This is a genomic window from Pantoea sp. Cy-639 (assembly GCF_011752525.1).
Classification (GTDB): Bacteria; Pseudomonadota; Gammaproteobacteria; order Pseudomonadales; family Pseudomonadaceae; genus Aquipseudomonas.
The window spans coordinates 156060-180438 of record NZ_VWXI01000001.1; the positions used below are offsets into that span (position 1 = coordinate 156060).

Consider the following 24379-nt stretch of genomic DNA (forward strand, 5'->3'; position numbering starts at 1 on the left):
GTCCATGTCCAAGCAACCACGCGGGGCGCTGCGCGAGCTGTGCGCCCTGCTCAAACCCTTCTGGCCGATCGTCGCGCTGTCGATCGGCCTCGGCATGCTCGGTGGCCTCAGCGTCACCGCGCTGCTGGCCACCATCAACAACGGCCTGCACGCCGAAGGCGGCCTGAACGGTTCGGTGGTGCTGGCCTTCGCCGGGCTGTGCGTGGTGGCCCTGCTCAGCACCATCTGCTCCGACATCGCCACCAACTATGTCGGCCAGCACATCATCGCCCGCCTGCGCCAGAGCCTGGGCGAGAAAGTGCTGTCGGCGCCGATCGAGCAGATCGAGCGCTACCGCAGCCATCGCCTGATCCCGGTACTGACCCACGACGTCGACACCATCAGCGACTTCGCCTTCGCCTTCGCGCCCCTGGCCATCTCGCTGACCGTGACCCTCGGCTGCATGGGCTACCTGGCCCTGCTGTCCTGGCCGATGTTCCTGATCATGCTGGCCGCCATCGCCCTCGGCACGACCATCCAGTACATCGCCCGCGCCCGCGGCATCCGCGGCTTCTACCAGGCGCGCGACGCCGAGGACCGGCTGCAGAAGCACTACCACGCCATCGCCGAGGGCGCCAAGGAACTGCGTATCCAGCGCCCGCGGCGCCAGCGCATGTTCAACCAGGGCATCCGCCACACCGCCGACGAGATCCGCGATATCCAGGTCCGCTCGATCAACACCTTCGTCATCGCCAAGAGCCTGGGTTCGATGCTGTTCTTCGTGGTCATCGGCCTGGCCCTGGTGCTGCAGTCGCTGTGGCCCAGCGCCAGCCCGGCGGTCACCAGCGGCTTCGTGCTGGTGCTGCTGTACATGAAGGGCCCGCTGGAACACCTGGTCGGCACCCTGCCGATCGTCAGCCGGGCGCAGATCGCCTTCCGCCGCATCGCCGAACTGTCCGAGCGCTTTTCCTCGCCCGAGCCGCACCTGCTGCTGGAGGATGCCGGGCCCAACCGCCAGGTGCTGGACCTGCTCGAACTCAAGGATGTCGGCTTCGCCTTCGCCCCCGCCGAAGGGGTGCAGCCGTTTCGCCTGGGGCCGGTGAACCTGACCTTCAGGCAAGGCGAGATCACTTTCATCGTCGGCGAGAACGGCTGCGGCAAGACCACCCTGATTAAGCTGCTGCTCGGCCTGTACGTGCCGCAGCAGGGCGAGGTACGGGTCAACGGCCAGGCCATCGACGCGCGCAACCGCGACGACTACCGCCAGCTGTTCACCACGGTGTTCGCCGACTACTACCTGTTCGACGACGTGCTGCTCGACGACCGGCAGATCCCCGACAGCGCGCGGCACTATCTCGAGCGCCTGGAGATCGCCCACAAGGTGGACATCCGCGACGGGCGCTTCACCACCACCGACCTGTCCACCGGGCAACGCAAGCGCCTGGCGCTGGTCAACGCCTGGCTCGACGAACGCCCGGTGTTGGTGTTCGACGAATGGGCCGCCGACCAGGACCCGACCTTCCGCCGGGTGTTCTACACCGAGCTGCTGCCCGACCTGCAACGCCTGGGCAAGACCATCATCGTCATCTCCCACGACGATCGCTATTTCGATGTCGCCGACCAACTGGTGCGCCTTGACGCCGGCCGGGTCCACAGCGAGCGCGGCGTCGACGCCTGAAACCTCCCGGGCGGTGCGCCACGCACCGCCCGAACCCACTCCTGCGCCGTGCCAGGCCACCTCGGCAGCCGCCTGCATAACCGCGAATACAAATCTTTTTGAATAGTTTTTCCGGTTTCCTGGCTGCAGCGCGTCAAATAAAGAGAATAAGAACCAATACCAACAACTAACCCTTCACACAGAGCGTACGTAATGCATGTCTTCCCGAAGATGACCCCGCTGGCCGCACTGCTGGTCAAGCAGTGCCTGCGTCGTCAACACCTTCCCGCCTCGCTGCTGCTGAGCGCCTCGCTATCCCTGCCGACACTGGCCCAGGCCCAGCAGGTCAGTTTCGACATCCCGGCCCAACCACTGGGCGCGGCGCTCCAGCGCTTCGGCCTGCAGGCCGACATGCAGCTGCTGTACAGCCCCGACCTGGCCCGCGGTCTGCGCAGCCAGGCGGTGCAAGGCAGCCTGGAGCCGGCCCAGGCCCTGGCCCGGCTGCTGGCCGGTAGCGGCCTGTCGTTCAGCATCGACGGCAACACCATCACCCTGCTGCCGGCCAGCACCAGCGATTCGGCGGTACAACTGGGCGCCACCAACGTCACCAGCAACAGCCTGGGCGCGATCAGCGAAGGCACCCACGCCTACACCACCGGCAGCACCAGCACCGCCACCAAGCTGCCGATGTCGATCCGCGAGACGCCGCAGTCGGTGACCGTGGTCACCCGCCAGCGCATCGAGGACGAGAACCTGGTCAACCTCGACGACGTGCTGACCAACGCCACCGGCGTGACCCTGGTGAAGAACGGCACCGAGCGCACCAACTACTACGCCCGTGGCCAGCAGATCGACACCCTGCAGATCGATGGCGTGCCGACCAACATCGCCAACGCCTATTCGCTGGACGCGATTTCCAAGCCCAACACCGACCTGTACGACCGCGTCGAGATCGTCCGTGGCGCCAACGGCCTGATGCAAGGCGCCGGCAACCCGTCGGCGGCGATCAACCTGATCCGCAAGCGCCCCACCGTCGAGCCGCAGGTGCAGGTCACCTCCTCGGTCGGCTCGTGGGACACCTACCGCAACTCGGTGGATGTCAGCTCGGCGCTCAACGATGCCGGCACCCTGCGCGGCCGCTCGGTGGTGTCCTATACCACCGGCCACAGCTACCGCGACCATGCCAAGAAAGAGAACTCGCTGATCTACGGCATCCTCGAGGCCGACCTCGACGACAGCTCGATGGTGACCCTGGGCTTCAGCTACCAGAAAGACCGCAACCCCGGCTACGACTGGAGCGGCCTGCCGGCCAAGGCCAATGGCGAGTTCTACCCGCTCTCGCGCTCCACCGCGCTGACCGCCGACTGGGCGCACCTGAACAAGAGCAACACCAACGTCTTCGTCGATTACCAGAAGCACTTCGACAACGACTGGAAACTGGTCCTGGCGGCCAACCAGATCTGGGCCAAGTCCGACTTCCTGGCCAACTACACCTGGCCGGTGGCCAACAACCCGGGGCGCTACACCCTCAACCCGCGCGGTTTTCGCTACGACGACACCCAGACCAGCCTCGACGGCTACCTCAGCGGCCCGTTCCAGCTGCTCGGCCGCCAGCATGACCTGATCGTCGGCTTCAATGCCCGCCAGGACGACTTCGACTACCACGGCGGCCGCGACGCCAGCTACAACTACGGCTTCGACGTGAACGACCTCGGCGCCTTCAACCCGCCAGCGCCGAACATCAACTACAACCTGTGGAAGTACAACTACACCACCGAGCAACAAGGCGCCTACCTGGCCACCCGCCTGAGCCTGACCGACTCGACCAAGCTGATCCTTGGCTCGCGCCTGAGCTGGTACAAGACCGAGACCGACCTGCTGGGGGTCAAGGCCGACTACTCGAAGAACCGCGAAGTCACGCCCTATGCCGGCATCGTCCAGGAGCTGAACGACAACTTCTCGGCCTACGCCAGCTACACCGAGGTGTTCAAGCCGCAGAGCAACGTCGACTACAACGGCAGCGTGCTGGCCCCGGCCACCGGCAGCAACTACGAGCTGGGCCTCAAGGGCGAGACCCTGGACAAACGCTTCGGCGGCTCGCTGGCATTGTTCCAGACCGACCTGACCGGCACCGCCGAGCAGCTCGACAGCTGCGCCCCGGGCGTGCCCAGCTGCTTTGCCGCGAAAGAGAAAATCCGCACCACCGGCCTGGACCTGGAGGCCTACGGCGAGCTGACGCCGAACTGGAACCTCTCGGCCGGCTACACCTACGCCTCGCCACGCTACGAAGGCGGCGCCAGCAAGGGCTCGGCGGCCAACACCGACATCCCGCGCCACCTGTTCAAACTGACCACCGACTATCGCCTGCCCGCACCGCTGGAAAAACTGCGCGTGGGCGGCAGCGTCCTGTCGCAGACCCACATGTACAAGGAAACCGCCACCTACCGGGTGGAACAGGCTGGCTACACAGTGACCAACCTGCATGCGGTCTACGAGATCGACAAACACTTCGAACTCCAGGGCAACCTGAACAACGCCTTCGACAAGAAGTACTACCAGACCGTCCAGTTCAACCACTACAACAACTTCTTCGGGGATCCGCGGAACTTTACCGTCACGCTTCGGGCCAAGTTCTGATCGGAGTGGGGCTGGGGACTCTTGGGGGGCGGCTTTTTGGAGGGTGGGTGGTTTTGCGGGATGTATGCGCATTCATTGGCTTTGGCGACGCATAGTCACCTTTCCGCCCTTACGGCGGGTCCCTTTTTGAAGGATCAAAAAGGAACCAAAAAATCCTCGCTCCATCATCCGGCCCCTACGCTTCGCTTCGGGGTCCCCTCGCTACGGCGCCTTTCGGGCCAGCGCGGCCTACGACTTGCTACGCAAGTCTACATCTCGCGCCCTCGGCTACGCCGAGGGGTGCTGCGCACCTGGCCCTACAGGCACCTTCGCTCGGCCTCCTGAAGTCGCAATAGGCGTCGCCTGGACTATTGCGCGCTTAAAAGCCAAAGCAAGAGCAAGAGCAAGAGCAAGAGCAAGAGCAAGAGCAAGAGCAAGAGCAAGAGCAAGAGCAAAAAGTCTGAAGCTTGGAATATCTACTCCAGAATTGTTTGGCAGTGCCTCTCCTGGTTTATTCGCCGATGTTTCTATCGAACATATGCCTGCTTGGACTGTGCCCCACGTGCTTGGGCTGTGTACGGCCCGGCTTGTTGTAGGTACATGGCATTCGGCCCCATCGCAGGCTTCGCCAGCTCCTACAAGCCAACGACCTGACGGCCAGATGCCAGATGCCAGATGCCAAGAGACCAGGAGTCAGGAAGTCAGGAAGTCAGGAAGTCAGGAATCAGGAATCAGGAATCAGGAAGTCAGGAAGTCAGGAACCAGGAGACCAGGAGACCAGGAGACCAGGAGACCAGGAGCTTGGGCGACCAGCGGGGGAAATGTGGGAGCTGGCGAAGCCAGCGATTGGGCCGGCAAGATCACACGAAACCCTGCTAGCGACAGCTGCGCCAGCCCAACCACCACCCCCTCTTCACGACTTCAGGAGACTGAACGCAGGCATCAGGAGATCCAGCCCCCTCGACACAGCCGAGCTCGCGAGATGCAGACTTGCTCAGTCACCCCTCCCCCAGCACCTCGCACACCGCCTCGGCAATCGCCGCCCGCGCCTCGGCCGCCTCGTCGGCAATGGCATCCATGCGCATGAAGTCATGCACCATCCCCTCGTACACCTGCAACTGCACGACCACACCCGACTCGCGCAAGTGCGCAGCATAGGCCAGGCCCTGGTCATACAACGGATCACAGTCGGCCAGCACCAGGCACACCGGCACCTGCGGATTGGCCACCGCCCCGAGCAAAGGCGACAGACGCGGGTCGCCACGCTCGCCCGACACCGGCGCGTACTGCTGGTAGAACCATTCCAGGGTCGCGGTCTCCAGCAGGTGGCCAGTAGCGAAGCGCTGCAGCGAAGCAGTCTGGCTGGTGGCATCGGTCACCGGGTAGATCAACACCCGCAAGCGCGGCCACCCCCCAGGCGTACCGACCTGAGCCGCCAGGCTAGCGCCGACGCTGTCGCCAGCGACCACCAGCCGCTGCCGATCCAGGCCCAGGGCCTCGGCCCGGGCCAGCACCGCGGCCCAGGCATCCTCGGCATCGTGGCTGGCCGTCGGAAAACGCCACTGCGGCGCCAGCCGGTAAGCCACCGACAGCACCGGCAACCCACAGTCCAGTGCCAAGTCGCGGCACAAGGCATCATGGGAGTCCAGGCTGCCGACCACATAGCCACCACCATGGAAATACACCAGCGCCGCCGAACACATACCGGCCTGCCTCGGCGTCGGGCGGTACAGCCGCGCAGCCAGCGCCGCGCCGTCACGGGCGATCAACGTCAGGGACTCGACCTCGACGCTGTCGTCACCGCCCAGGCTCATCATCAGCGAGGACTGGTCGAACGCCTCGCGGGCCTGTTCAGGGGACATCTCATGCATCGCCGCTACCTTGCCATTGGCACGGGCGGCATTGACCAACTGCAGGTACGCAGCGATATCAGGATTGAGGTTCACGGTAGATCTCCGCTGCCCGGCCAGGTGGCCGGGCATGTTCAAGACAAAGGAAAGTTCAGTCGCTGGCCAGCACGGCCAGGCACGGCGCCAGAGCCTGCTCGACCGCGTCCAGCCAGGCCGCGTCGCGCGGCAGCTGGAAGTGGTCGCACGGCAGGATCACGGCATCCTCCAGTGGCTGCCGCAACTGGCTGGCCAAGGCAAGGCGGTGGGCCTTGCGCCCCGCCACCCACCAGTGCGTCGGCACGCAGCGCAGCGCCGGGCATGGCCCCGCCGCCAAAGCCAGGCGCTTGAGCTGGCGGGCGCTGTCGAACAGATTCAGCCACTCGTCCAGGCCCAGCGCGGCATAGGCACCGCCCTGCCGATCATTCAAGGCCAGGGTCTGGCCCAGATAGTCGCGAGCGGTCTGCGCGCAGGCCAAGGCCTGCACGTCGACTTGCGGCGCCTGGTCGCTGATCCAGCCCAGCAGGCCCTGCAGGTCGGCGTGCCAGTCGCCCGGTCGGTCGGGATCGACCTGCTCGGTGCCAGGCACGAAACTGTCGGCCAACCCGAGGAAGGCGACTTGCTGGCCCTGGCCTTCCAGCTCGGCAGCCACCAACGCCGCCAGCGTGCCCCCCAGCGACCAGCCCAACAGGTGATACGGGCCTTCGGCCTGCTGGCCGCGGATCGCCGCCGCATAGTCGATGGCCATCGCCTGCAGCGACGGCTCCTGGCGCCCGGGCTCGAGCAACAAGCGACACGGCAGCCCGACCAACGGACGACGGCCATCGAGACGACGGGCCAGCGGCTCGTAGTCGAACACCGTGCCGAAACCTGCATGCAGGCAGAACAGCGGCGCCTGCCCGCTCGCCGCGTTGAGCGCCAGGGTCGGCGCCAGCCGCGGCCCCTGCGCGACCTCGCCAGTCAGCTCGGCGATGGTCGGCCGGCTGACCAGGTCGCGCAGTTTCAGGCGCAGCCCCAGGCGCGTCAGGCCACGGGCCTTGGCCACCACCTGCAGGCTGAGGATCGAGTCGCCGCCCAGCTCATAGAAGTTGTCGGTCAGGCCCACCTGCGCCACCTTCAGCACCTCGCTCCAGATCGCCGCCAGGGCTTTCTGCAGCTCGCTGTGCGGCGCCACGTAGCGACGCGGCTCGGCCCCCGGCAGCGGCAGGTTGCGCCGGTCGATCTTGCCGTTCGGCGTCAGCGGCAACTGCTCCAGCACGGTCAGGCTCGAGGGCCGCATGTAGTCCGGCAACGCCTGCTCCAGGGCCTGGCTCAACGCTGCTCGCGGATCGACCGCCAGTGCCGGCTCGTGCATCACCACATAGCCGGCCAGACGCTGGCCGCTGACCCCGGCATGGGCCACCACCACGGCATCGCGCACGCCAGGGCAACGTTTCAGGCAGGCCTCGACCTCGCCCAGTTCGATGCGGAAACCCCGCACCTTGACCTGCTGGTCGAGGCGTCCGAGGTAGTCGAAACCACCATCGGCACGCTGGCGCACCAGGTCGCCGGTGCGGTACAGACGCAGGCCCGGCGCGCCGAACGGATCGGCGACGAAGCGCTCGGCGCTCAGCCCCGGACGCTCCAGGTAACCCCGCGCCAGCCCCTCACCGCCCAGGTACAACTCACCGGCCAGCCCGATCGGCAGCGGATTGAGGTCGGCATCCAGGACATGGGCGCTACGCCGGCCGACGATCGAGCCGATCGGTGCGTAGGCGCTGTCGCAGTCGGTGACAGCGTCAGCGCGCCAGATCAGCGGGGTGACCACGGTCTCGGTCGGCCCGTAGCCATTGATGATCCACTGCGGCGCCAATGCCGCGCGAACCCGCTCGAACGCCGCCTTGGGCACCGCATCGCCGCCGAAACAGTACACCCGCACCGCCGGAGCCTGGCCCTCGCGCTCGGCCTGCTCGGCCAGTTGCTGCAGGTAGACCGGCGGGAACGCGGCGACCGTGACCTGATGCTGGCGCATCTGCGCCAGGGTCTGCTGCGCGGTCCACAGCTCATCGCCGCGCAGCAGCAGGCGGGCGCCATGGCTCAGGGCGGTCAGCCAGCGCTCGTGGGCACCGTCGAAGGCGAACGACATGAAGTGCAGCTCGCAGTCGTCCGGGCTCATCTGGTACAGCTCGCCCACCGCCAAGCAGTGCATGGCCAGCGGGCCGTGGCTGACCGCCACGCCCTTGGGCAGGCCGGTGGAACCGGAGGTGTAGATGATGTAGGCCAGGTTGTGCGGATCGACCCGGCAAACCGGTGCCTGCTCCGGCCAGGTGTTCAAGGCCAGGCCCGGCAGGTCGACCGCCAGCGCGCCCTGGGGTATCGGCAACCGCTCGCGTTGCTCGGCGGCGGTCAGCACCAGGGCCGCGCCGCAATCCTGCAGTTGCCAGGCCAGGCGTTCGCGCGGGTAATCGACGTCCAACGGCACGTAGGTGCCACCGGCCTTGAGCACCGCCAGCAACGCCACCAGCAGGTGCTCGTTGCGCGGCAGGGCCACCGCCACCCGCACCTCAGGGCCGACACCCTGGGCGATCAACCAGTGGGCCAGGCGGTTGGCCCGCCCTTGCAGCTCGCCATGGCTCAGGCGAGCACCCTCGGCGCAGACCAGCGCCGGATGCTGCGGGTTGCCCGCGGCCCATTCGGCGATCCGTGCATGAACCGGCTGCCAGTGGGCGTCGGCGCCTGCCGGCAGCCGCGCCTGCGGCTGTGCCGGACACGGCAGGCCGATCACCCCGAGCCGACGCTCACCGTCTTCGGCCAGCGCCTGCAACAGGCCCTCCATGCCCAGACGGATCCCCTCCACGGCCTGCGCGTCGAAGTGCTGGCGCAGGAACATGTACTCGATGGTCAGGACCTCGTCGAGGGTCACCATCAGGTCCATCGGCAGGTTGGTCAGGCCCACGCTGTCCATCTCGCCGAAGCGCAGGCGCTCGTCGCTCCAATCGCGCAGGGCCTGATCCACCGGGTGATTCTCGAACACGATGATGCTGTCGAACAACGGCTGCCCCGGGCGCCCCGCCCAGCGCTGGATCTGCGCCAGCGGGGTGAACTCGAAGTCGCGCATCGCCAGGTTGCGCGCCTGCAGCGCGCGCAGCCAGTCACCGACCGCCTGGGTCGGCTGCAGCGGGTGCACCACCGGCAAGGTATTGATGAACAGCCCGAGGATCGCGTCGCTGTGCGCCAGGTTGGCCGGGCGCCCGGCCACGGTGGCGCCGAAGGCCACGCAGGACTGGCCGCTGTAGCGGCTGAGCAGCAGCAGCCAGGCGCCCTGGACCAGGGTGTTGAAGGTGATGCGCTGCTGTTGGGCGAAGGCCTTCAGGCGCCCGGTCAGACCCGCGTCGAAACGCGTGTACAGCGCCTGATGGCCCTCGCCGTCGGCCCGGCGCGGCTGCCAGGCCGCCAGCAGGGTCGGCTCCTCCAGCGGTTCGAGCTGGGCCCGCCAGAACGCCTCGCCACGGGCCTGGTCCTGGTTGCGCAGCCAACCGATGTACTGGCGGTAGGCGACCGGCTCGGGCAGCGTCTTGCCGGCATACAGCGCCAGCACCTCGCCCATCAGTTGCGAAGTGCTCCAGCCGTCGACCAGCAGGTGGTGGTAGGTCCAGATCAACTGGTGCCCGCCTTCGCCCAGGTCGACCAGCAGCAGGCGCTGCAACGGCGGATTGGCCAGGTCGAAGCCACGCTCGCGCTCCTCGCGCGCCAGCTCGCCAATGGCCATGGGATCAGCGGCCAGGTCGCGCCCGTCGCGCTCGCTGAAGGCCAGCGCCAACGCATCGAGGACGAACTGCAGCGGCTCGTCCAGCCCCTGCCAGAGGAAACCGGTGCGCAGGATATCGTGGCGGCGCACCACCTCGACCCAGGCCTGACGCAGGCGCTGCGGGTCCAGGCCGTGCACCGGCACGCTCAGCTGGTTGACGTACAACTGGGCGTCAGGGCTGTCCAGGCCGAGGAACAGCATGCCCTTCTGCATCGGCGACAGGCTGTAGAGACCGGTGATCCGCTCGTGGGGCAACGGCAAGGCCTGCACCTGTGCCTCGCTCAGGCCATGCCAGTCCTTCGGCGTGGCCAGCGCCGGCAAGGCACCGCCGCTACCGACCTTCAGTGCCAGGCGGGCAATGGTCTGCTGCTCGAAGAGGTCCTTGGGCTCCAGGGCCAGGCCGCGCTGACGCGCACGGTTGACCACCTGGATCGACACGATCGAGTCGCCGCCCAGGGCGAAGAAGTTATCGTCGGCACCCACCTGCTCAAGGCCCAGCACCTCCTGCCAGATCTGCGCCAGGGCCTGCTCGTGCGCGCCCTGCGGTGCCCGTGAGGCCACCTGGGCCAGCCCTGGCTCGGGCAGTGCCTTGCGGTCGAGCTTGCCATTGGGGCTCAGCGGCATGCTCGCCAGCACCTCGAAGTGCGCCGGCACCATGTACGCCGGCAGCACTGCGCGCAACTGCTCGGCCAATACCTCGCCCAACGCCGTCGGCGCCTCGGCGGCGGCCACCAGGTAAGCCACCAGGCGCTTGCCATGGCTGCCATCGCGGGCTACCACCACCGCCTCGTTGACCCACGGCTGCTCCATCAGCCGCGCCTCGATCTCGCCCAGTTCGATGCGCTGGCCGCGAATCTTCACCTGGTGGTCGATGCGCCCGGCGTACTCGATGACACCGTCGCCACGCTGGCGCGCCAGGTCGCCGGTACGGTACAGCCGCTGGCCGGCGCCGAACGGGCTGGCGACGAAGCGCTCGGCGGTCAGCGCCGGACGCTGGTGATAGCCCCGCGCCAGGCCCAGGCCGCCCAGGTACAACTCGCCCACCACGCCTGCGGGCAATGGCCGCAGGGCGGCGTCGAGCACGTAGGTGGCCAGGTTGGCGATCGGCTGACCGATCGGCACCGTGTCGCCGCCCTCCTCGCGGCAGGTCCAGTGGGTGACGTCGATCGCTGCCTCGGTCGGCCCGTACAGGTTGTACAAGGCCACGCCGGGCAAGCGCTCGAAGACCTGGCGCTGCGCCTCGACCGGCAGCGCCTCGCCACTGCAGACGATGCGCCGCAGGCTGCTGCAGCGCGCCACCTGCGGATCCTGCAGGAACGCCTGGAGCATCGACGGCACGAAGTGCATGGTGGTGATGCGCTCAGCGACGATGCGCGCGATCAACTGCGCCGGATCGCGGTGCTCGCCTGGCAACGCCATGACCAGCGGCACGCCGGTCATCAGCGGCCAGAAGAACTCCCATACCGACACGTCGAAGCTGAATGGCGTCTTCTGCAGCACCCGGTCGCCCTCGCCCAGGGCATAGGCTTCCTGCATCCAGGCCAGGCGGTTGCAGAGCGCGGCATGGCTGTTGCCGGCGCCCTTGGGCTGGCCGGTGGAACCCGAGGTGTAGATCAGGTAGGCGAGGTTCTCAGGTTGCAGCGCCGGCTGCGGATCGTGGGCCGGGTAGCCCTCGCCGATCAGCGCGCCAGGCTCCAGCCACAGGCAGGTCCGCGCCGCATCCACCGGCACCCGCTCGCGCAGGGCGGCCTGGCCCAGCAGCAACTGGGCGGCGCTGTCCTGCAACAGGTAGGCGATACGCTCGGCCGGCAGCTCAGGGTCGACCGGCACGTAGGCGCCGCCAGCCTTGAGCACCGCCAGCAGCGCCACGACCATCTCCACGCTGCGCTCGGCCACCACCGCCACACGGCTTTCCGGGCCCACGCCCAGGGCGATCAACTGGTGGGCCAGGCGGTTGGCCTGGGCATTGAGCGTGGCGTTGTCCAGCCGCTGCCCGGCGCACACCAGCGCCAGCGCCTCGGGCCGGGCGCGCACTTGCGCCTCGAACAAGCGGTGCACCGGTTGCGCCTGTGGGTAGTGCCGCGCCGTGGCGTTCCACTGCCTCACCACCTGGTGCTGCTCGGCCGCGCCCAGCAGCGCCAGCTCGCCCAGCGTGCCACTGGCGGCCTGGCTCATCTGCTCCAGTGCCTCGGCCAGTTGCTCCAGCAGACGCTCACCCAGGCCAGGATCATCCAGGCCAACGCACGTCAGGCCCAGGGCCAGCCCATCGCCCTGGTGCACGGTCAGGGTGAACGGCAGGTGCGTCTGCTCGCGGCTGTCGATGGTGGCGAAGCGCACGCCGGCCGGCGCGCCGGCGCCCAGGGCCTCGGCCACCGGGTAGTTCTCGAACACCAGCAGGCTGTCGAACAGCGCCTGCGGCTCGAAACCGGCGCAGCGCTGGACATCGGCCAGCGCGCAGTGTTCGTGCTCGCGCAGTGCCAGGTTCTGTGCCTGCAACGCTTGCAGCCAGGCTTCCAGCGCCTGGCCAGGATCGGCCTGGACCACCACCGGCAGGGTGTTGATGAACAACCCCACCTGCTGCTCGATACCGGCCAGTTCGGCCGGACGCCCAGCGACCGTGGCGCCGAAGGCCACCACGTCCTGGCCGCTCCAGCGTTGCAGCAGCAGCCCCCAGGCGCCCTGCACCACGGTATTCAGGGTGACCTTGCAGCGCCGGGCGAACTGGTTCAGGCGCGCGCAGGCCTGGCCGTCGATCAGCCGTGCCGCTTGCTGGCGCAGGGTATCGGTCGCCGGCTCCGGCGCACGGCTGGCGAAGGCGTTGGCCAGCAGGGTCGGCGCTTCCAGCGGCGCCAGTTGCGCCTGCCAGAAGCGCTGGCTGGCAGCGGCGTCCTGGCGTTGCAGCCAGGCAATGTAGTCGCGGTAGCGGCCACGCACCGCGGCCACCGTTTGCCCGGCATAGGCCTGCAGCACCTCGCCGAGCAACTGCGAGCTGCTCCAGCCGTCCATCAGCACATGGTGGTTGGTGTAGATCAGGTGATGGCGGTGTTCGTCCAGGCGCACCAGCAGCATGCGCAGCAGCGGCGCGCTGGCCAGTGCGAAGCCGGCCTGGCGCTCGGCCTCGGCCAGGGCGTCGAGGGCGGCGGCCTCGACCGGGCGATCACGCCAGTCGAGTACCCGCAACGGAAATGCCAGCTGACGCTGCACCAGTTGCACCGGCTGGTCGAATGCACCGCCCCAGAGGAAGGCGCTGCGCAGGATGTCGTGCCGGTCCATGGCCTGCTGCCAGGCCTGCAGGAAGCGCTCGGGGTCGAGCCCCTCGACATCACAGCGCAACTGGTTGATGTAGTCCGCCGAGCCCTGTTGGTACAGGCTGTGGAACAGCATGCCCTGCTGCATCGGCGACAACGGGTAGAGGTCCTGCACCTGACGCGCCGCCACGGGCAACTGCTCGAGCTGTGCCTGGCTCAGGGCCAGCAGCGGGAAGTCCGATGGGGTCAGGGCGCCGTTGGCCGGGTCGCAGCAGTACTCGACCAACGCCCGCAGGTGTTGCAGGTAGCCATCGGCCAAGGCGGCGATATCGGCGGCGGCGAACTGCTGCTCGGCGAATTTCCAGGCCAGCGTCAAACGCCCGCCCTCGATCCGGCCATTGATGGTCAGCCAGTTGCCCAGCGGCGCCTGGTCGTCCTGGCTGCTGCCGGCACCCAGGGTGCCGGGGCGGAACCACCCCTGGGCGTCTTCGCCGAAACCACCGTCGACCTGCCCCAGGTAGTTGAAGGTGATACGCGCCTCGGGCAGCGCGGCCATGCGCGCCCGGGTCGGCGCATCGCCCAGGTGGCGCAGCAGGCCGAAGCCCAGGCCCTTGTCGGGCACTGCGCGCAATTGCTCCTTGACCTGCATCAAGGTCGCGGCGAGATCGTCCGCGACGCCCAGGCACACCGGGTAGGCGCTGGTGAACCAGCCAACGCTGCGGGTCAGGTCGATGCCTTCGAAGGTCTCGCTCTCGCGGCCATGCCCCTCCAGTTGGACCAGCGTGCGCGCCTGCCCGGTCCAGCCGCGCACGGCCAGGGCCAGGGCGGCCAGCAACAGGTCGTTGATCTGCGTGCGGTAGGCGGCTGGCGCCTGGTGCAACAGGCGCGCGGTCGTCGCCTCGTCGAGGGTCACCTCCAGTTGCCGGGCCTGTGCGTTGCACGCGGCTACCTCGGCGCCGGCACGGGCCGGCAGCTCGGCCAGCGGACCGTCGGCCAGGGCTTGCCAGTAGTCGAGCTGGGCCTGCCAGCGCGGCTGCGCGGCGGCCTCGAGCAGGCGCCCGGCCCAGGCCTTGACGCTGCTGGTACGGCTCGGCAGGCGGACGGGTTGCCCCTGCTCCAGGCTGCTCAGCACACCCTGCAGGTCGTCGAGCAGGATGCGCCAGGACACGCCGTCGACCACTAGGTGATGGATGACCAGCAGCAGCGCCTGACGCTGCCCTGGCAGATCGGCCAGTACCACCCGCAGCAGCGGCCCCTCGGCCAGGTCCAGGCTGCGCTGGGCCTTGTCGGCCAGTGCCGGCCAGTGCGCCTCGTCGCTCAGTTGTTCATGCCAGAGCACTTCGCCAGCGTCGACCGCGTCGCGGTAGCAGGCCTGCACGCCCTGCCCGGTCGGGGTGAAGCGCAGGCGCAAGCTGTCATGGTGGGCCAGCAAGCACTGCAACGCCTCGCGTAGCCGGGTGGAAGACAACGGCTGGCGCGGTTCGAGGACCAGCGCCTGGTTCCAGTGCGCCGGGCGCGGGTGGGCCTGGGCGAAGAACCACTCGGCGATCGGCAACAGCGCCGTGGCGCCTTGCTCGGGCCCCTGCTCGGCCAGCGCCTCGGCCTCTGCGCGGCGCGCCACCTGGGCCAGCTCGCGCACGCTCTGGTGCAGGAACATGTCCTTGGGCGTGAAGCGGATACCCGCCTGACGCGCCCGTCCGACCACCTGGATGGCGATGATCGAGTCACCGCCGAGTTCGAAGAAGTTGGCCGTGGCGCTCACCGCAGCGTGCCCGAGGATGTCCTGCCACAGCGCGGCGATCTGCGCTTCCAGGCCTGCCGCAGGCTCGACATGGTCGACCAGGCGGGTATCGAGGCTCGGTGCCGGCAGTGCCTTGCGGTCGACCTTGCCGTTGGGGTTCAACGGCAGGCTGGCCAGCAGCATGAAGTGCGCCGGCACCATGTAGTCGGGCAAGTCGGCACGCAGACGCGTGCGCAGTTGCGCCACCAGTGCCTGGCCGTCCTGCCCTGCGGCGGCGACCACATAGGCCACCAGTTGCTTGCCGCCCTGCCCTTCGCGGGCCTGGACCACGGCATCGTCGACACCCTCCAGGGCCAGCAGGCGCGACTCGATCTCGCCAAGCTCGATGCGAAAACCGCGGATCTTCACCTGCTGGTCGACCCGGCCCATGTAGTCGTAGTCGCCATCGGCGCGCTGGCGCACCAGGTCGCCAGTGCGGTACAGGCGTTCGCCGCCCGCAGCGAAGGGGTCCGGGACGAAGCGCTCGGCGGTCAGCCCCGGACGGTTCAGGTAACCCTGGGCGAGCAGCCCGCCCAGGTACAGCTCGCCACTGGCGCCGGCCGGCATCAGGTTGGCCTCGGCATCGAGCACGCAGGCGGTGCGCGGACCCACCGGGCTGCCGATCGGCGCATAGGCACTGGGGCACGGCTGGTCGGCCGGCGCCTTCCACAGCAGCGGCGTGACCACGGTCTCGGTGGGGCCGTAGCCATTGATGATGTGCTCCGGACGCAACACCTCGCGCAAGCGCTCGAAACTCGCCCTGGGCACCGCGTCGCCACCGAAGCAGTAGATACGCGCACGCGGCAGCGGACCACCGAGGGCCGCCTGCTCGGTGAGCTGCTGCAGGTACACCGGCGGGAATGCCGCCACGCTGACGCCGTGGGCGAGCATGGCCTGCAGGGTCTGCTCGGGCGTCCACAGGCTGTCCTCGCGCAACAGCAGGCGGCCACCGTGGCTCAGGGTGGTCAGCCAGCGCTCATGGGCGCCGTCGAAGGCCAGCGACATGAACAGCAGCTCGCAATCATCGGCGCTCATCGCATAACGCTCGCCGATCGCCTGGCAATGACGGGCGATGCCTTCATGGCCGACCTCCACCCCCTTGGGCTCGCCGGTGGAGCCGGAGGTGTAGATCACATAGGCCAGTTGCGCCGGGTGGATTGCCTGGGGCGGCAGTGGCGCCACCGACTCGGCGAGCAACGCGTCGATGTCCAGCGCCTGCACCTGGCTGTCCTCGGGCAGGCCGGCGCTGACGCTGGCATGGGTCAGCAGCAGCGGCATGCCGGCGTCGCGCATCAGGTAGGCCAGCCGCTGGGGCGGGTGCTTGAGGTCCAGCGGCACATAGGCGCAGCCGGCCTTGAGCACCGCCAGCAGGGCGACGAACACCTGCTCGTCACGCGGCAGGGCGATGCCGATGCGTACACCACGGCCCCCGGTGCGTTGCCACAGGCTGGCGGCCAGGCGCTCGGCGCGTCCGTCGAGCTCGGCGAAACTGAGGCTGCGCCCCTCGCAGGTCACCGCGATGGCCTGCGGCCTCAGCCTGGCCTGGGCGGCGATGCGCTGGTGAACCGGGGTGAAGGGCATCGCCTCGGCGGGGCGCTGCCAGGCGCGCAAGGCCGCGGCGCGCTCCTGCGCGTCGAGCAGCGCCAGTTCGCCCAGGGCGCAGTCGCTGTCGGCGGCGATCGCCTGCAGCAGTTGCAACCAGTGACGGGCCAGGCGCTCGACAGTGGCGCGCTCGAACAGGTCGCAGGCATAGGTGAAGCGTGCGCTCAGGCGCCCGTCCGGCGCCTCGCGGGTGTCCAGCGCCAGGTCCAGCTTGGCGGTGTGGTTGCGCCACTGCACGCCTTCGACGCGCAGCCCCGGCAACGCCACCAGGCCTTGCCCGGCACTTTCGCGCAGGTGGTTGAACATCACCTGGAACAGCGGCGAATGGCTCAGGCTGCGCTCCGGGCTCAGGCGCTCGACCACCTGCTCGAACGGCAGGTCCTGGTAGGCCTGGGCGCGGATCGCCCGCGCCTTGACCTGTTGCAACAGGGTGGCGAAAGGCATGCGCCCATCCACCTGGGCACGCATCACCTGGGTGTTGACGAAGAAACCGACCAGCCCTTCGATCTCCGGGCGGTTACGGTTGGCGCTCGGCACGCCGACGCGGATGTCCTGCTGGCCACTGTAGCGGTGCAACAGGGCCTGGAACGATGCCAGCAGGAGCATGAACACCGTCGCCCCATGGGCCTGGGCCACGCCGTGCAGGGCCGCGCCCAGCGCCTCGGGCAGTTCCAGCTCGACGCTGTCGCCGCGCCCGCTGGGGACAGCCGGACGCAGGTGGTCGGCCGGCAGTTGCAGGGCCGGCTGTTCGCCGCCCAGTTCCTCGACCCAGTAGGCCAGCTGGCGCGCCTGCTCGCCTGCTTCCATCCAGGCCCGCTGCCAGATCGCGTAGTCGGCGTACTGGATCGGCAGCGCCGCCGCGGCCCTGCCCTGCCCCGGCGCGACCTGCGCCAGGTAGCCTTGCACCAGCTCATCGACCAGCAACTGCATCGACCAGCCGTCGGCGACGATGTGATGCAGGGTCAGCACCAGCACATGCTCGTCTGCCGCCAGGCGCAACAGGCGCACGCGCAGCAGCGGGCCGGCAGACAGGTCGAACGGCTGGTGGGCCTCGTCCTCGATGCAGGCCTGCAAGGCATCCGCTGCCACCTCCTGCACGGCGATCTCGACCGCGAACGGCGCCTGGATCAACTGGCAGGCCCGGCCTTCATGCAGGCCGAACAGGGTACGCAGCGGCTGGTGACGCGCCACCAGCGCAGCGAACGCCTGGCCCAGCGCGCCGAGGTCCAGCTCGCCATTCAGGCGCAGGGCGCGCGACAGGTTGTAGGCGGCGCTGTCGGGCTCGAGCTGCCAGATGAACCACAGCCGCTCCTGGGCATGGGACAACGGCAGCACCTCGAGCGCCGACTGGCACTCGGGCACTGGCAGGTTGGCCGGCGAGAGGTTTTCCGCGGCCATCTTTTCCAGGTACAGGCGCCGCTTCTCCAGCGGCATCAGCACGAAACGGCGGGCAATACGGGCCGCGGTCGCTTGGTTGTCCATCACGCATCCACCTCGTCAAACAGGTCTTCCAGGCGGCCCAGCCGCGCTTCGTCCAGGCCCGCGGCCTGGGGTTCGAGGTGTGCCACCAGCGCGGCGAGCGTCGGGTGGCTGAACAGCAACTGTGGGCTCATGGTCATTCCCAGTTCCAACTGCACACGCGAGACCACGCTCATCACCAGCAGCGAATGGCCTCCCAATTCGAAGAAATCGTCATCCCGGCCGACCCGCTCGCACTTGAGCACCGCCTGCCAGATTGCCGCGACGCGAACCTCGCGCTCGCCTTGCGGCGCCGTGAAGGGCCGTGTCGGCACCACGTGCGGCGCGGGCAAGGCGCGCCGGTCGGTCTTGCCGTTGGCGGTCAACGGCATGCGCTCGAGCACCACGCAATGCGCCGGCACCCGGTAGTCGGCCAGGTGCTTGCCCAGTTCGCGCAACAACGCCGCCGGCTGCAGCGCTTGCGGCCCCTGGCCGACCACCCAGGCCACCAGGCCCTCGACCGACGGTGCCAGGCCAACGTGGGCGTCGGCCACGCCAGGCAGGGCCTTGAGCGCGGCGGCGATCTCGCCGGGCTCGATGCGGTGGCCGCGCACCTTGACCTGGTCGTCCATGCGTCCGGCGAACAGCAAGGCACCTGCCTGCACCCGGACCCGGTCGCCAGTGCGATAACGCCGCCCGCCGCCCGCTGCGGGCACGAAACGCTCGGCGGTCAGGCCCGGTCGCCCCCAGTAGCCCTGCGCCAGGCCGGCACCTTCGACCAGCAACTCGCCGTACAACCCTGGCGGCTGCGGCTCGCACTGGGCATCGACCACGCTCAGGCGCAGGTTGGCCATGGCCTGGCCCAGGGGCACCGGTCCCGCCTCGACGCCGGCCAGCGACGTGCTCAGCACGCCAATGGTGGTCTCGGTCGGCCCGTAGTGGTTGAACACCTCGCACCCCGTCGCGAGCTGGCGCACCTGGCGCAGCAGTTCGCTCGGCAGCGCCTCGCCGCCCAGCACCAGGGCCCGGCGCGGCAGCACGGCCGCACCGCCGCCCTCGAGCAGTGCCGCGAGGTGCGAGGGCACCAGCTTGAACAGGTCGATACTCTCGGCCTGCACATAGCGCGCCACGGCCTGGGCGTCCAAGGCCCACGCCGCCGGGAGCAGGTGCAGGGTACGACCTTGGCTCAACGCGCCGAACAATGTGGTGTAGCCAAGGTCCGCCGTCGGCGTGGAGAGCAGCGCCAGTTGCTCGATCTGCGTCCATGGCAGCCACTGCTCCAGGGCCCGCAGGTAGTTGCCCAGGCCGCCATGGCGCACCGCCACGCCTTTCGGCGTGCCGGTGGAGCCCGAGGTGTACAGCAGGTAGCACAGCTGGTCGGCGTCGACCGCCAGCGCGGCCGGCGCCTGCGCGTCGTCGCATTCCCCGAGCGTGGCCGGGTCCAGTTGCGCGATCTCGGCGAAGGCCTGCAACTGCGCAGGATCGCCGATCAGCAGTTGCGCCCCGCTGTCGGCCATGGCCTGTCGCGCACGCAGGGGCTCGCCAAGGGGATCGATCGGCACGAACACCAGGCCCTGGCGCAGGCAGGCGAGCGCGGCGACGACAAAGCCACTGTCACGCCCGGCCACCACGCCGATCCGGGCCTGCGGCGCGAAGCCCGCCAAGGCCGAGGCCAGCCCCAGCACCTTGCGCTGCAGTTCGCCGAAAGTGATCCGCCGCGCGCCTTCGACCAGCGCCAGGCGCTGCGGGTTGGCCCGCACCTGACGCGCGAACAGGCCGTAGACCGTCTCGCCATCGCTGCCCAGGGACGCGCCCTGGAGCGCCGCGACCTGGCTCGCGGCCAGCGCCGGCTCGCCCAGGCGCAGGCATGGCTGCTCGACGAACGCAGCCAGTAGTTGCAGGTAATGGTCGGCCATCCGCTCGACAGTGGCGTCATCGAACAGGTCGAGGGCATGGATGAACGAGGCGACGATGTCACCGTCGACCACCTGGGTTTCCAGGGTCAGGTCGAACTTGGCGCTGTCCTGCGGCCAGGCCAGCGGGGTCACCGCAAGCCCGGCGACAGGCGCCTGCCAGGGCCTGCGGGCAACTTCGCCATGGTGGTTGAACAGCACCTGGAACAAGGGGGTGTGGGCCAGGCTGCGCTGAGGCTGCAACGCCTCGACCAGTTGCTCGAACGGCAGGTCCTGGTGCTGCTGCGCGCCCAGCGCGGTGTCGCGCACTGCCGCCAGCAACTGCGCGAAGGTGTCCGAGGCCTGCAGGCGGGCACGGTGCACCTGGGTGTTGACGAAAAAGCCGATCAGGCGCTCGGTCTCCAGGCGGTTGCGCCCGGCCACCGGCACCCCGACACGGATATCGTCCTGGCCACTGTAGCGCCACAGCAGGACCTGGAAGGTCGCCAGCAGCACCATGAACGGCGTGCAGCCCTGCTCCCGCGCGCAGCGCGCGACGGCAGCGGACAACCCGGCGCCCAGGCGTCGACTGACCAACCCGCCGCGCCCGCTCGGCTGGGCCGGGCGCGGCCGGTCGAACGGCAGTTCGAGCACCGGCTGCTCGTCGCCCAGTTGCCCGCGCCAGTAGGCCAGCTGCTGCGCGCCGGCCGGCGAAGCCAGCCACTGACGCTGCCACCAGGCGTAGTCGCAGTAGCGCAGCGGCGGCGTCACCAGGTTGGCCGGCCGCTGCTCGCGCAAGGCCGCGTAGGTTTCCAGCAGTTCCTCGACCATCACCTGCATCGACCAGGCGTCGGAGACGATGTGGTGCTGGGTCAGCAGCAGAACCTGCTGCTGCTCGCCCAGCCGCGCCAGCGTCAGGCGCAGCAGCGGCCCCTCGGCCAGGTCGAACGGCTGGTGCAATTGTTCGTCGATCAGCGCCGCCAGGCCCTCGGGCGGGACGTCGCAGGTGCGGATCGGCAGCTTGAGGATATCGAGCACCTCGATCCCGACGCCATCGGCCGTGCCGATGAAGCGGCTGCGCAGCGGCTCATGGCGGGCGATCAGCGCCGCGAAGGCCGCCTCCAGCGCGTCCAGGTCCAGCTCGCCCTGCAGTTGCAGGCCGGCGGGCAAGGTATAGGCGTGACTGTCCGGGCGCAGGCGCCACAGCAGCCACTGGCGCTCCTGGGCGAACGACGGCAGTCTGCGCGCCTCGACAGGCGCGCGGGCCATGGCCTGGCCCTGTCCGGGTTGCCCCAGCTGAGCCAGCGCCGCGGCGAAGTCGCCCAGTTGCGGATGCTCGAACAGCAGCCGCAGCGGCACCTCCAGCCCCAGGCGTTCACGCAGCCGCGAGGTGATCCGGGTAGCCAGCAGCGAGTGGCCGCCACGGCCGAAAAAGTCAGCCTCGAGGGTCAGGTCGGTCACCCCCAGGACCTCCTCCCACACCGCCGCGACCGCCTGCTCCAGCGCACTGGCCGGCGGCCGGCCGCCGTCATCGGCGCCAGCGGCTTCGATAACCGGCAGCGCGTTGCGGTCGAGCTTGCCGTTGGGCGTCTTGGGCAGGCTCGCCAGGCGCAGCCACAGGCCCGGCACCATGTAGGCCGGCAGGCGTTGACCGAGCGTGCGGCGCAAGGCCTCGTCACTGGCGGCGTCGTCGGCAACGATCCACGCCGCCAGCTGACCGGCGACCACCTTGACCGCCGCCTCGCGCACACCCGGTACCAGCAGCAGTTGCGCCTCGATATCCCCCAGCTCGACACGGAAGCCGCGCACCTTGACCTGCTGGTCGGCACGGCCGAGGTATTCCAGGCCACCGTCGGCGCGCTGGCGCGCCATGTCACCGGTCCGGTACAGACGCTGGCCGGCGCCGGCCGGGTCGGGCAGGAAGCGCTCGGCGGTCAGCCCCGCACGCCCCAGGTAGCCGCGCGCCAGGCCCAGGCCGCCGATCAGCAGCTCACCCGCCGCCCCCAGCGGTGCGGGGGTCAGGTCCGGGCCGAGGACATGCAGCCGGGTGTTGTCCAGGGCTTCGCCGAGCAAGGCCTCGCCCTGCTGGCGGTCGATACGCTGGGCACTGGACCAGATGGTGGTCTCGGTCGGGCCGTACAGGTTCCATACCTGCGGGCTGAGCCGCTGCAGGCGTGCCAGCAGGTCGGGCGGCAGCGCTTCGCCACCGCACAGCACCTGCACATCACCCAGCGCATCGTGCAGGCCGCTGTCGAGCAACATGCGCCAGGCCGACGGTGTGGCCTGGACCGCCCGCACCGGCTGCTGTGCCAGCAGCGCGCGCAGGTGCAGCGGATCCTTGGCCTGCTCCTCGCTGGCCAGCACCACGCAGGCGCCGGTCAGCAGGGGCAGGTACAGCTCGAGGCCGAAGATGTCGAACGAGAACGTGGTCATCGACAGCAGCGTGTCGCCGGCCGCCAGATCGAGGCGCGCGGCCATCGCGGCAATGAAATTGTTCAGCGCGCGATGGCTGATCATCACGCCCTTGGGCTGCCCCGTGGAGCCCGAGGTGTACAGGGTATAGGCCAGCTGGTCGAGGTCGGCGAGCGGCGCCAGGGGCTCAGCGTCGGGCACGAGGGCCTGCCAGTCGTCCAGGCTCACGCATTGCACGGTCTCCGGCAGCGCCAGACGTGCCGCCACCGCCTGCTCGCTCAACAGCAGGCGCACGCCGCTCTGTTCGAGCATGTAGCCCAGGCGCTGGGCCGGGAACGCCGGATCCATCGGCACATAGGCCGCGCCGGCGCGCAGGATGCCGAGCAGGCCGATCACCAGCGCCGGGCCGCGCCGCACCGCCAGGCCGATGCGCGCCTCGGGCTGCACGCCCTGGCGCAGCAAGGCCTGGGCCACGGCCCGGCTGGCCTGCTCCAGGCACGCGTAGCTGAACGCCTGACCGGCGAACACCAGCGCGCTGGCCTGCGGCGTACGCCTGGCCTGCTCGACGAACTGCGCGTGCACCGGCAGCGGGTTGGCCAATGGCGTGGCTGGCGGGTTGCCGGCGAGCAGGCGCTGGGCGCGCTCGGCGGCCGGCAGCAGCGCCACCTCGTCGATCCGCTGTCCGCTGTCGGCCAGCAGCGCCTCGAGCCAGGCCTGCCAATGCCCGAGCATGCGCGACACGGTGCTGGCGTCGAACAGCGCGGTCGGGTAGATGAATTCGGCGTCCAGGCCCGCCGCGGTCTCGCGCATGTACAGGGTCAGGTCGAACGGCGCCGCCGGCCGCGCCCAGTCCAGGTGCTCGACCTGCAGGTCCGCCGTCGCCGTGTCCGCCGCCTGGGCACCCTGGAAGTTGAAGAGTATCTGGAACAGCGGGCTGACATTGAGCTGGCGCTGCGGCTGCAGGGCCTCGACCAGTTGCTCGAACGGCAGGTCCTGGTACGACTGGGCCTGGCGCGCCTCGGTCATGACCTGGCCGAGCAACTGCTCGAAGCTGCCCTGCCCGTCCACCTCGGTGCGATGCACCTGGGTGTTGACGAACAGCCCCAGCAAGCCTTCCAGCTCGGGGCGGCTGCGCCCGGCCACCGGCACGCCGACGCGCACGTCGGCCTGGCCACTGTAGCGATAGAGGAAGCCCTGGAACGCGGCCAGCAGCCACATGAACAGCGTCGCGTCGCTGGCCCTGGCCCGCGCCTTGAGCGCCGCCAGCAGCGGCATAGGCAGGCGCAGCGCCACCGCCGCGCCACGGCTGTCGGCCTCCAGCGGACGCGGCCGGTCGAACGGCAGCGCCAGAATGCTCGCCTCGCCGCCAAGGCGCTCACGCCACCAGGCCAGCTGGCGCTCGCGCTCGCCGGCGTCCAGCCACTGGCGTTGCCAGGCGGCATGATCGGCGTATTGCAGGGTTGGCGTCGCCAGCGTGGCACCTTGGTACAGCGCCATGACCTCGCGGATCAGTTGCTGGGTCGAGCTGCCGTCGGAAATGATGTGGTGCTGGGTCAGCAGCAGCAGGTGCTGGTCGTCGCCCTCCTGGCGCACGCCGACCCGCAGCAGCGGGCCGCCGGCAAGGTCGAACGGCCGGGCATGGAAGGCTTCGGCCAGTTGCCGGGCATCGACCGCGCCCTCCAGTCGCTCGAACCTCAGCGGCAGGTGCTCGGCGATGACCTGCACCGGGCCGTCGGCCTGCTCGGCGAAGGTGGTGCGCAGTACCTCGTGGCGCGCCACCAGCGCCTGGAACGCCGCCTGCAAGCGTGGCACGTCGAGCGCGCCACGAATACGCAAGGTAGCCGCCATGTTGTAGGCGCTGCCCTGAGGGTCCAGGCGCCAGAGGAACCACTGGCGTTCCTGGGCATGGGACAGGCGCGCCGGTTCGTTGCGGTCCCGCGGCTGGATCGGAGCGATGCCGAAGAGGTTGATGCCCTTCTTGCCCAGCATCGCCGCCAACGCCTTGCGCTCCCGCGGGCTGAGCGATGCCACCGAGTCCAATAGTTCTTGCACGAGGCCACTC

At 69.2% G+C, this 24379-nt stretch carries 5 protein-coding genes; 2 read left to right on the top strand and 3 right to left on the bottom strand.

Annotated elements, in window-relative coordinates:
* The first annotated feature begins 4 nt into the window (after window positions 1–4).
* Window positions 5–1657 (top strand): cyclic peptide export ABC transporter, encoded by a 1653-nt coding sequence (locus F3J43_RS00715; protein ID WP_166882905.1) that lies wholly within the window; start codon window positions 5–7, stop codon window positions 1655–1657.
* A 192-nt stretch (window positions 1658–1849) separates the two neighbouring features.
* The gene (locus tag F3J43_RS00720; protein ID WP_205297550.1) at window positions 1850–4273 is read left to right on the top strand and encodes a TonB-dependent siderophore receptor; all 2424 of its coding nucleotides are present in this window, start codon (window positions 1850–1852) and stop codon (window positions 4271–4273) included.
* Window positions 4274–5250: 977 nt separating this feature from the next.
* Here F3J43_RS00720 and F3J43_RS00725 read toward each other — a convergent pair.
* Genes F3J43_RS00725 through F3J43_RS00735 form a run of 3 tightly spaced genes read right to left on the bottom strand, consistent with a single transcriptional unit; the run spans window position 5251 to window position 24369 of the window.
* Window positions 5251–6198, bottom strand: a complete 948-nt coding sequence (locus F3J43_RS00725; protein ID WP_166882906.1) for an alpha/beta hydrolase — start codon at window positions 6196–6198, stop codon at window positions 5251–5253.
* Between the two features lie 55 nt (window positions 6199–6253).
* The gene (locus tag F3J43_RS00730) at window positions 6254–18037 is read right to left on the bottom strand and encodes a non-ribosomal peptide synthetase (protein WP_166882907.1); all 11784 of its coding nucleotides are present in this window, start codon (window positions 18035–18037) and stop codon (window positions 6254–6256) included.
* Entirely contained in the window at window positions 18037–24369 is a 6333-nt protein-coding gene (locus F3J43_RS00735) for a non-ribosomal peptide synthetase (protein ID WP_166882908.1), read from the bottom strand. Before F3J43_RS00735 ends, F3J43_RS00730 begins: the two co-directional genes overlap by 1 nt.
* Window positions 24370–24379: the final 10 nt, after the last annotated feature.

Bases quoted from the DNA above. Each gene is read 5' to 3' on its own strand.
- F3J43_RS00720 (WP_205297550.1), top strand. From the start codon at position 1,850: ATGCATGTCTTCCCGAAGATGACCCCGCTGGCCGCACTGCTGGTCAAG.
- F3J43_RS00715 (WP_166882905.1), top strand. From the start codon at position 5: ATGTCCAAGCAACCACGCGGGGCGCTGCGCGAGCTGTGCGCCCTGCTC.
- F3J43_RS00730 (WP_166882907.1), bottom strand. From the start codon at position 18,037: ATGGACAACCAAGCGACCGCGGCCCGTATTGCCCGCCGTTTCGTGCTG.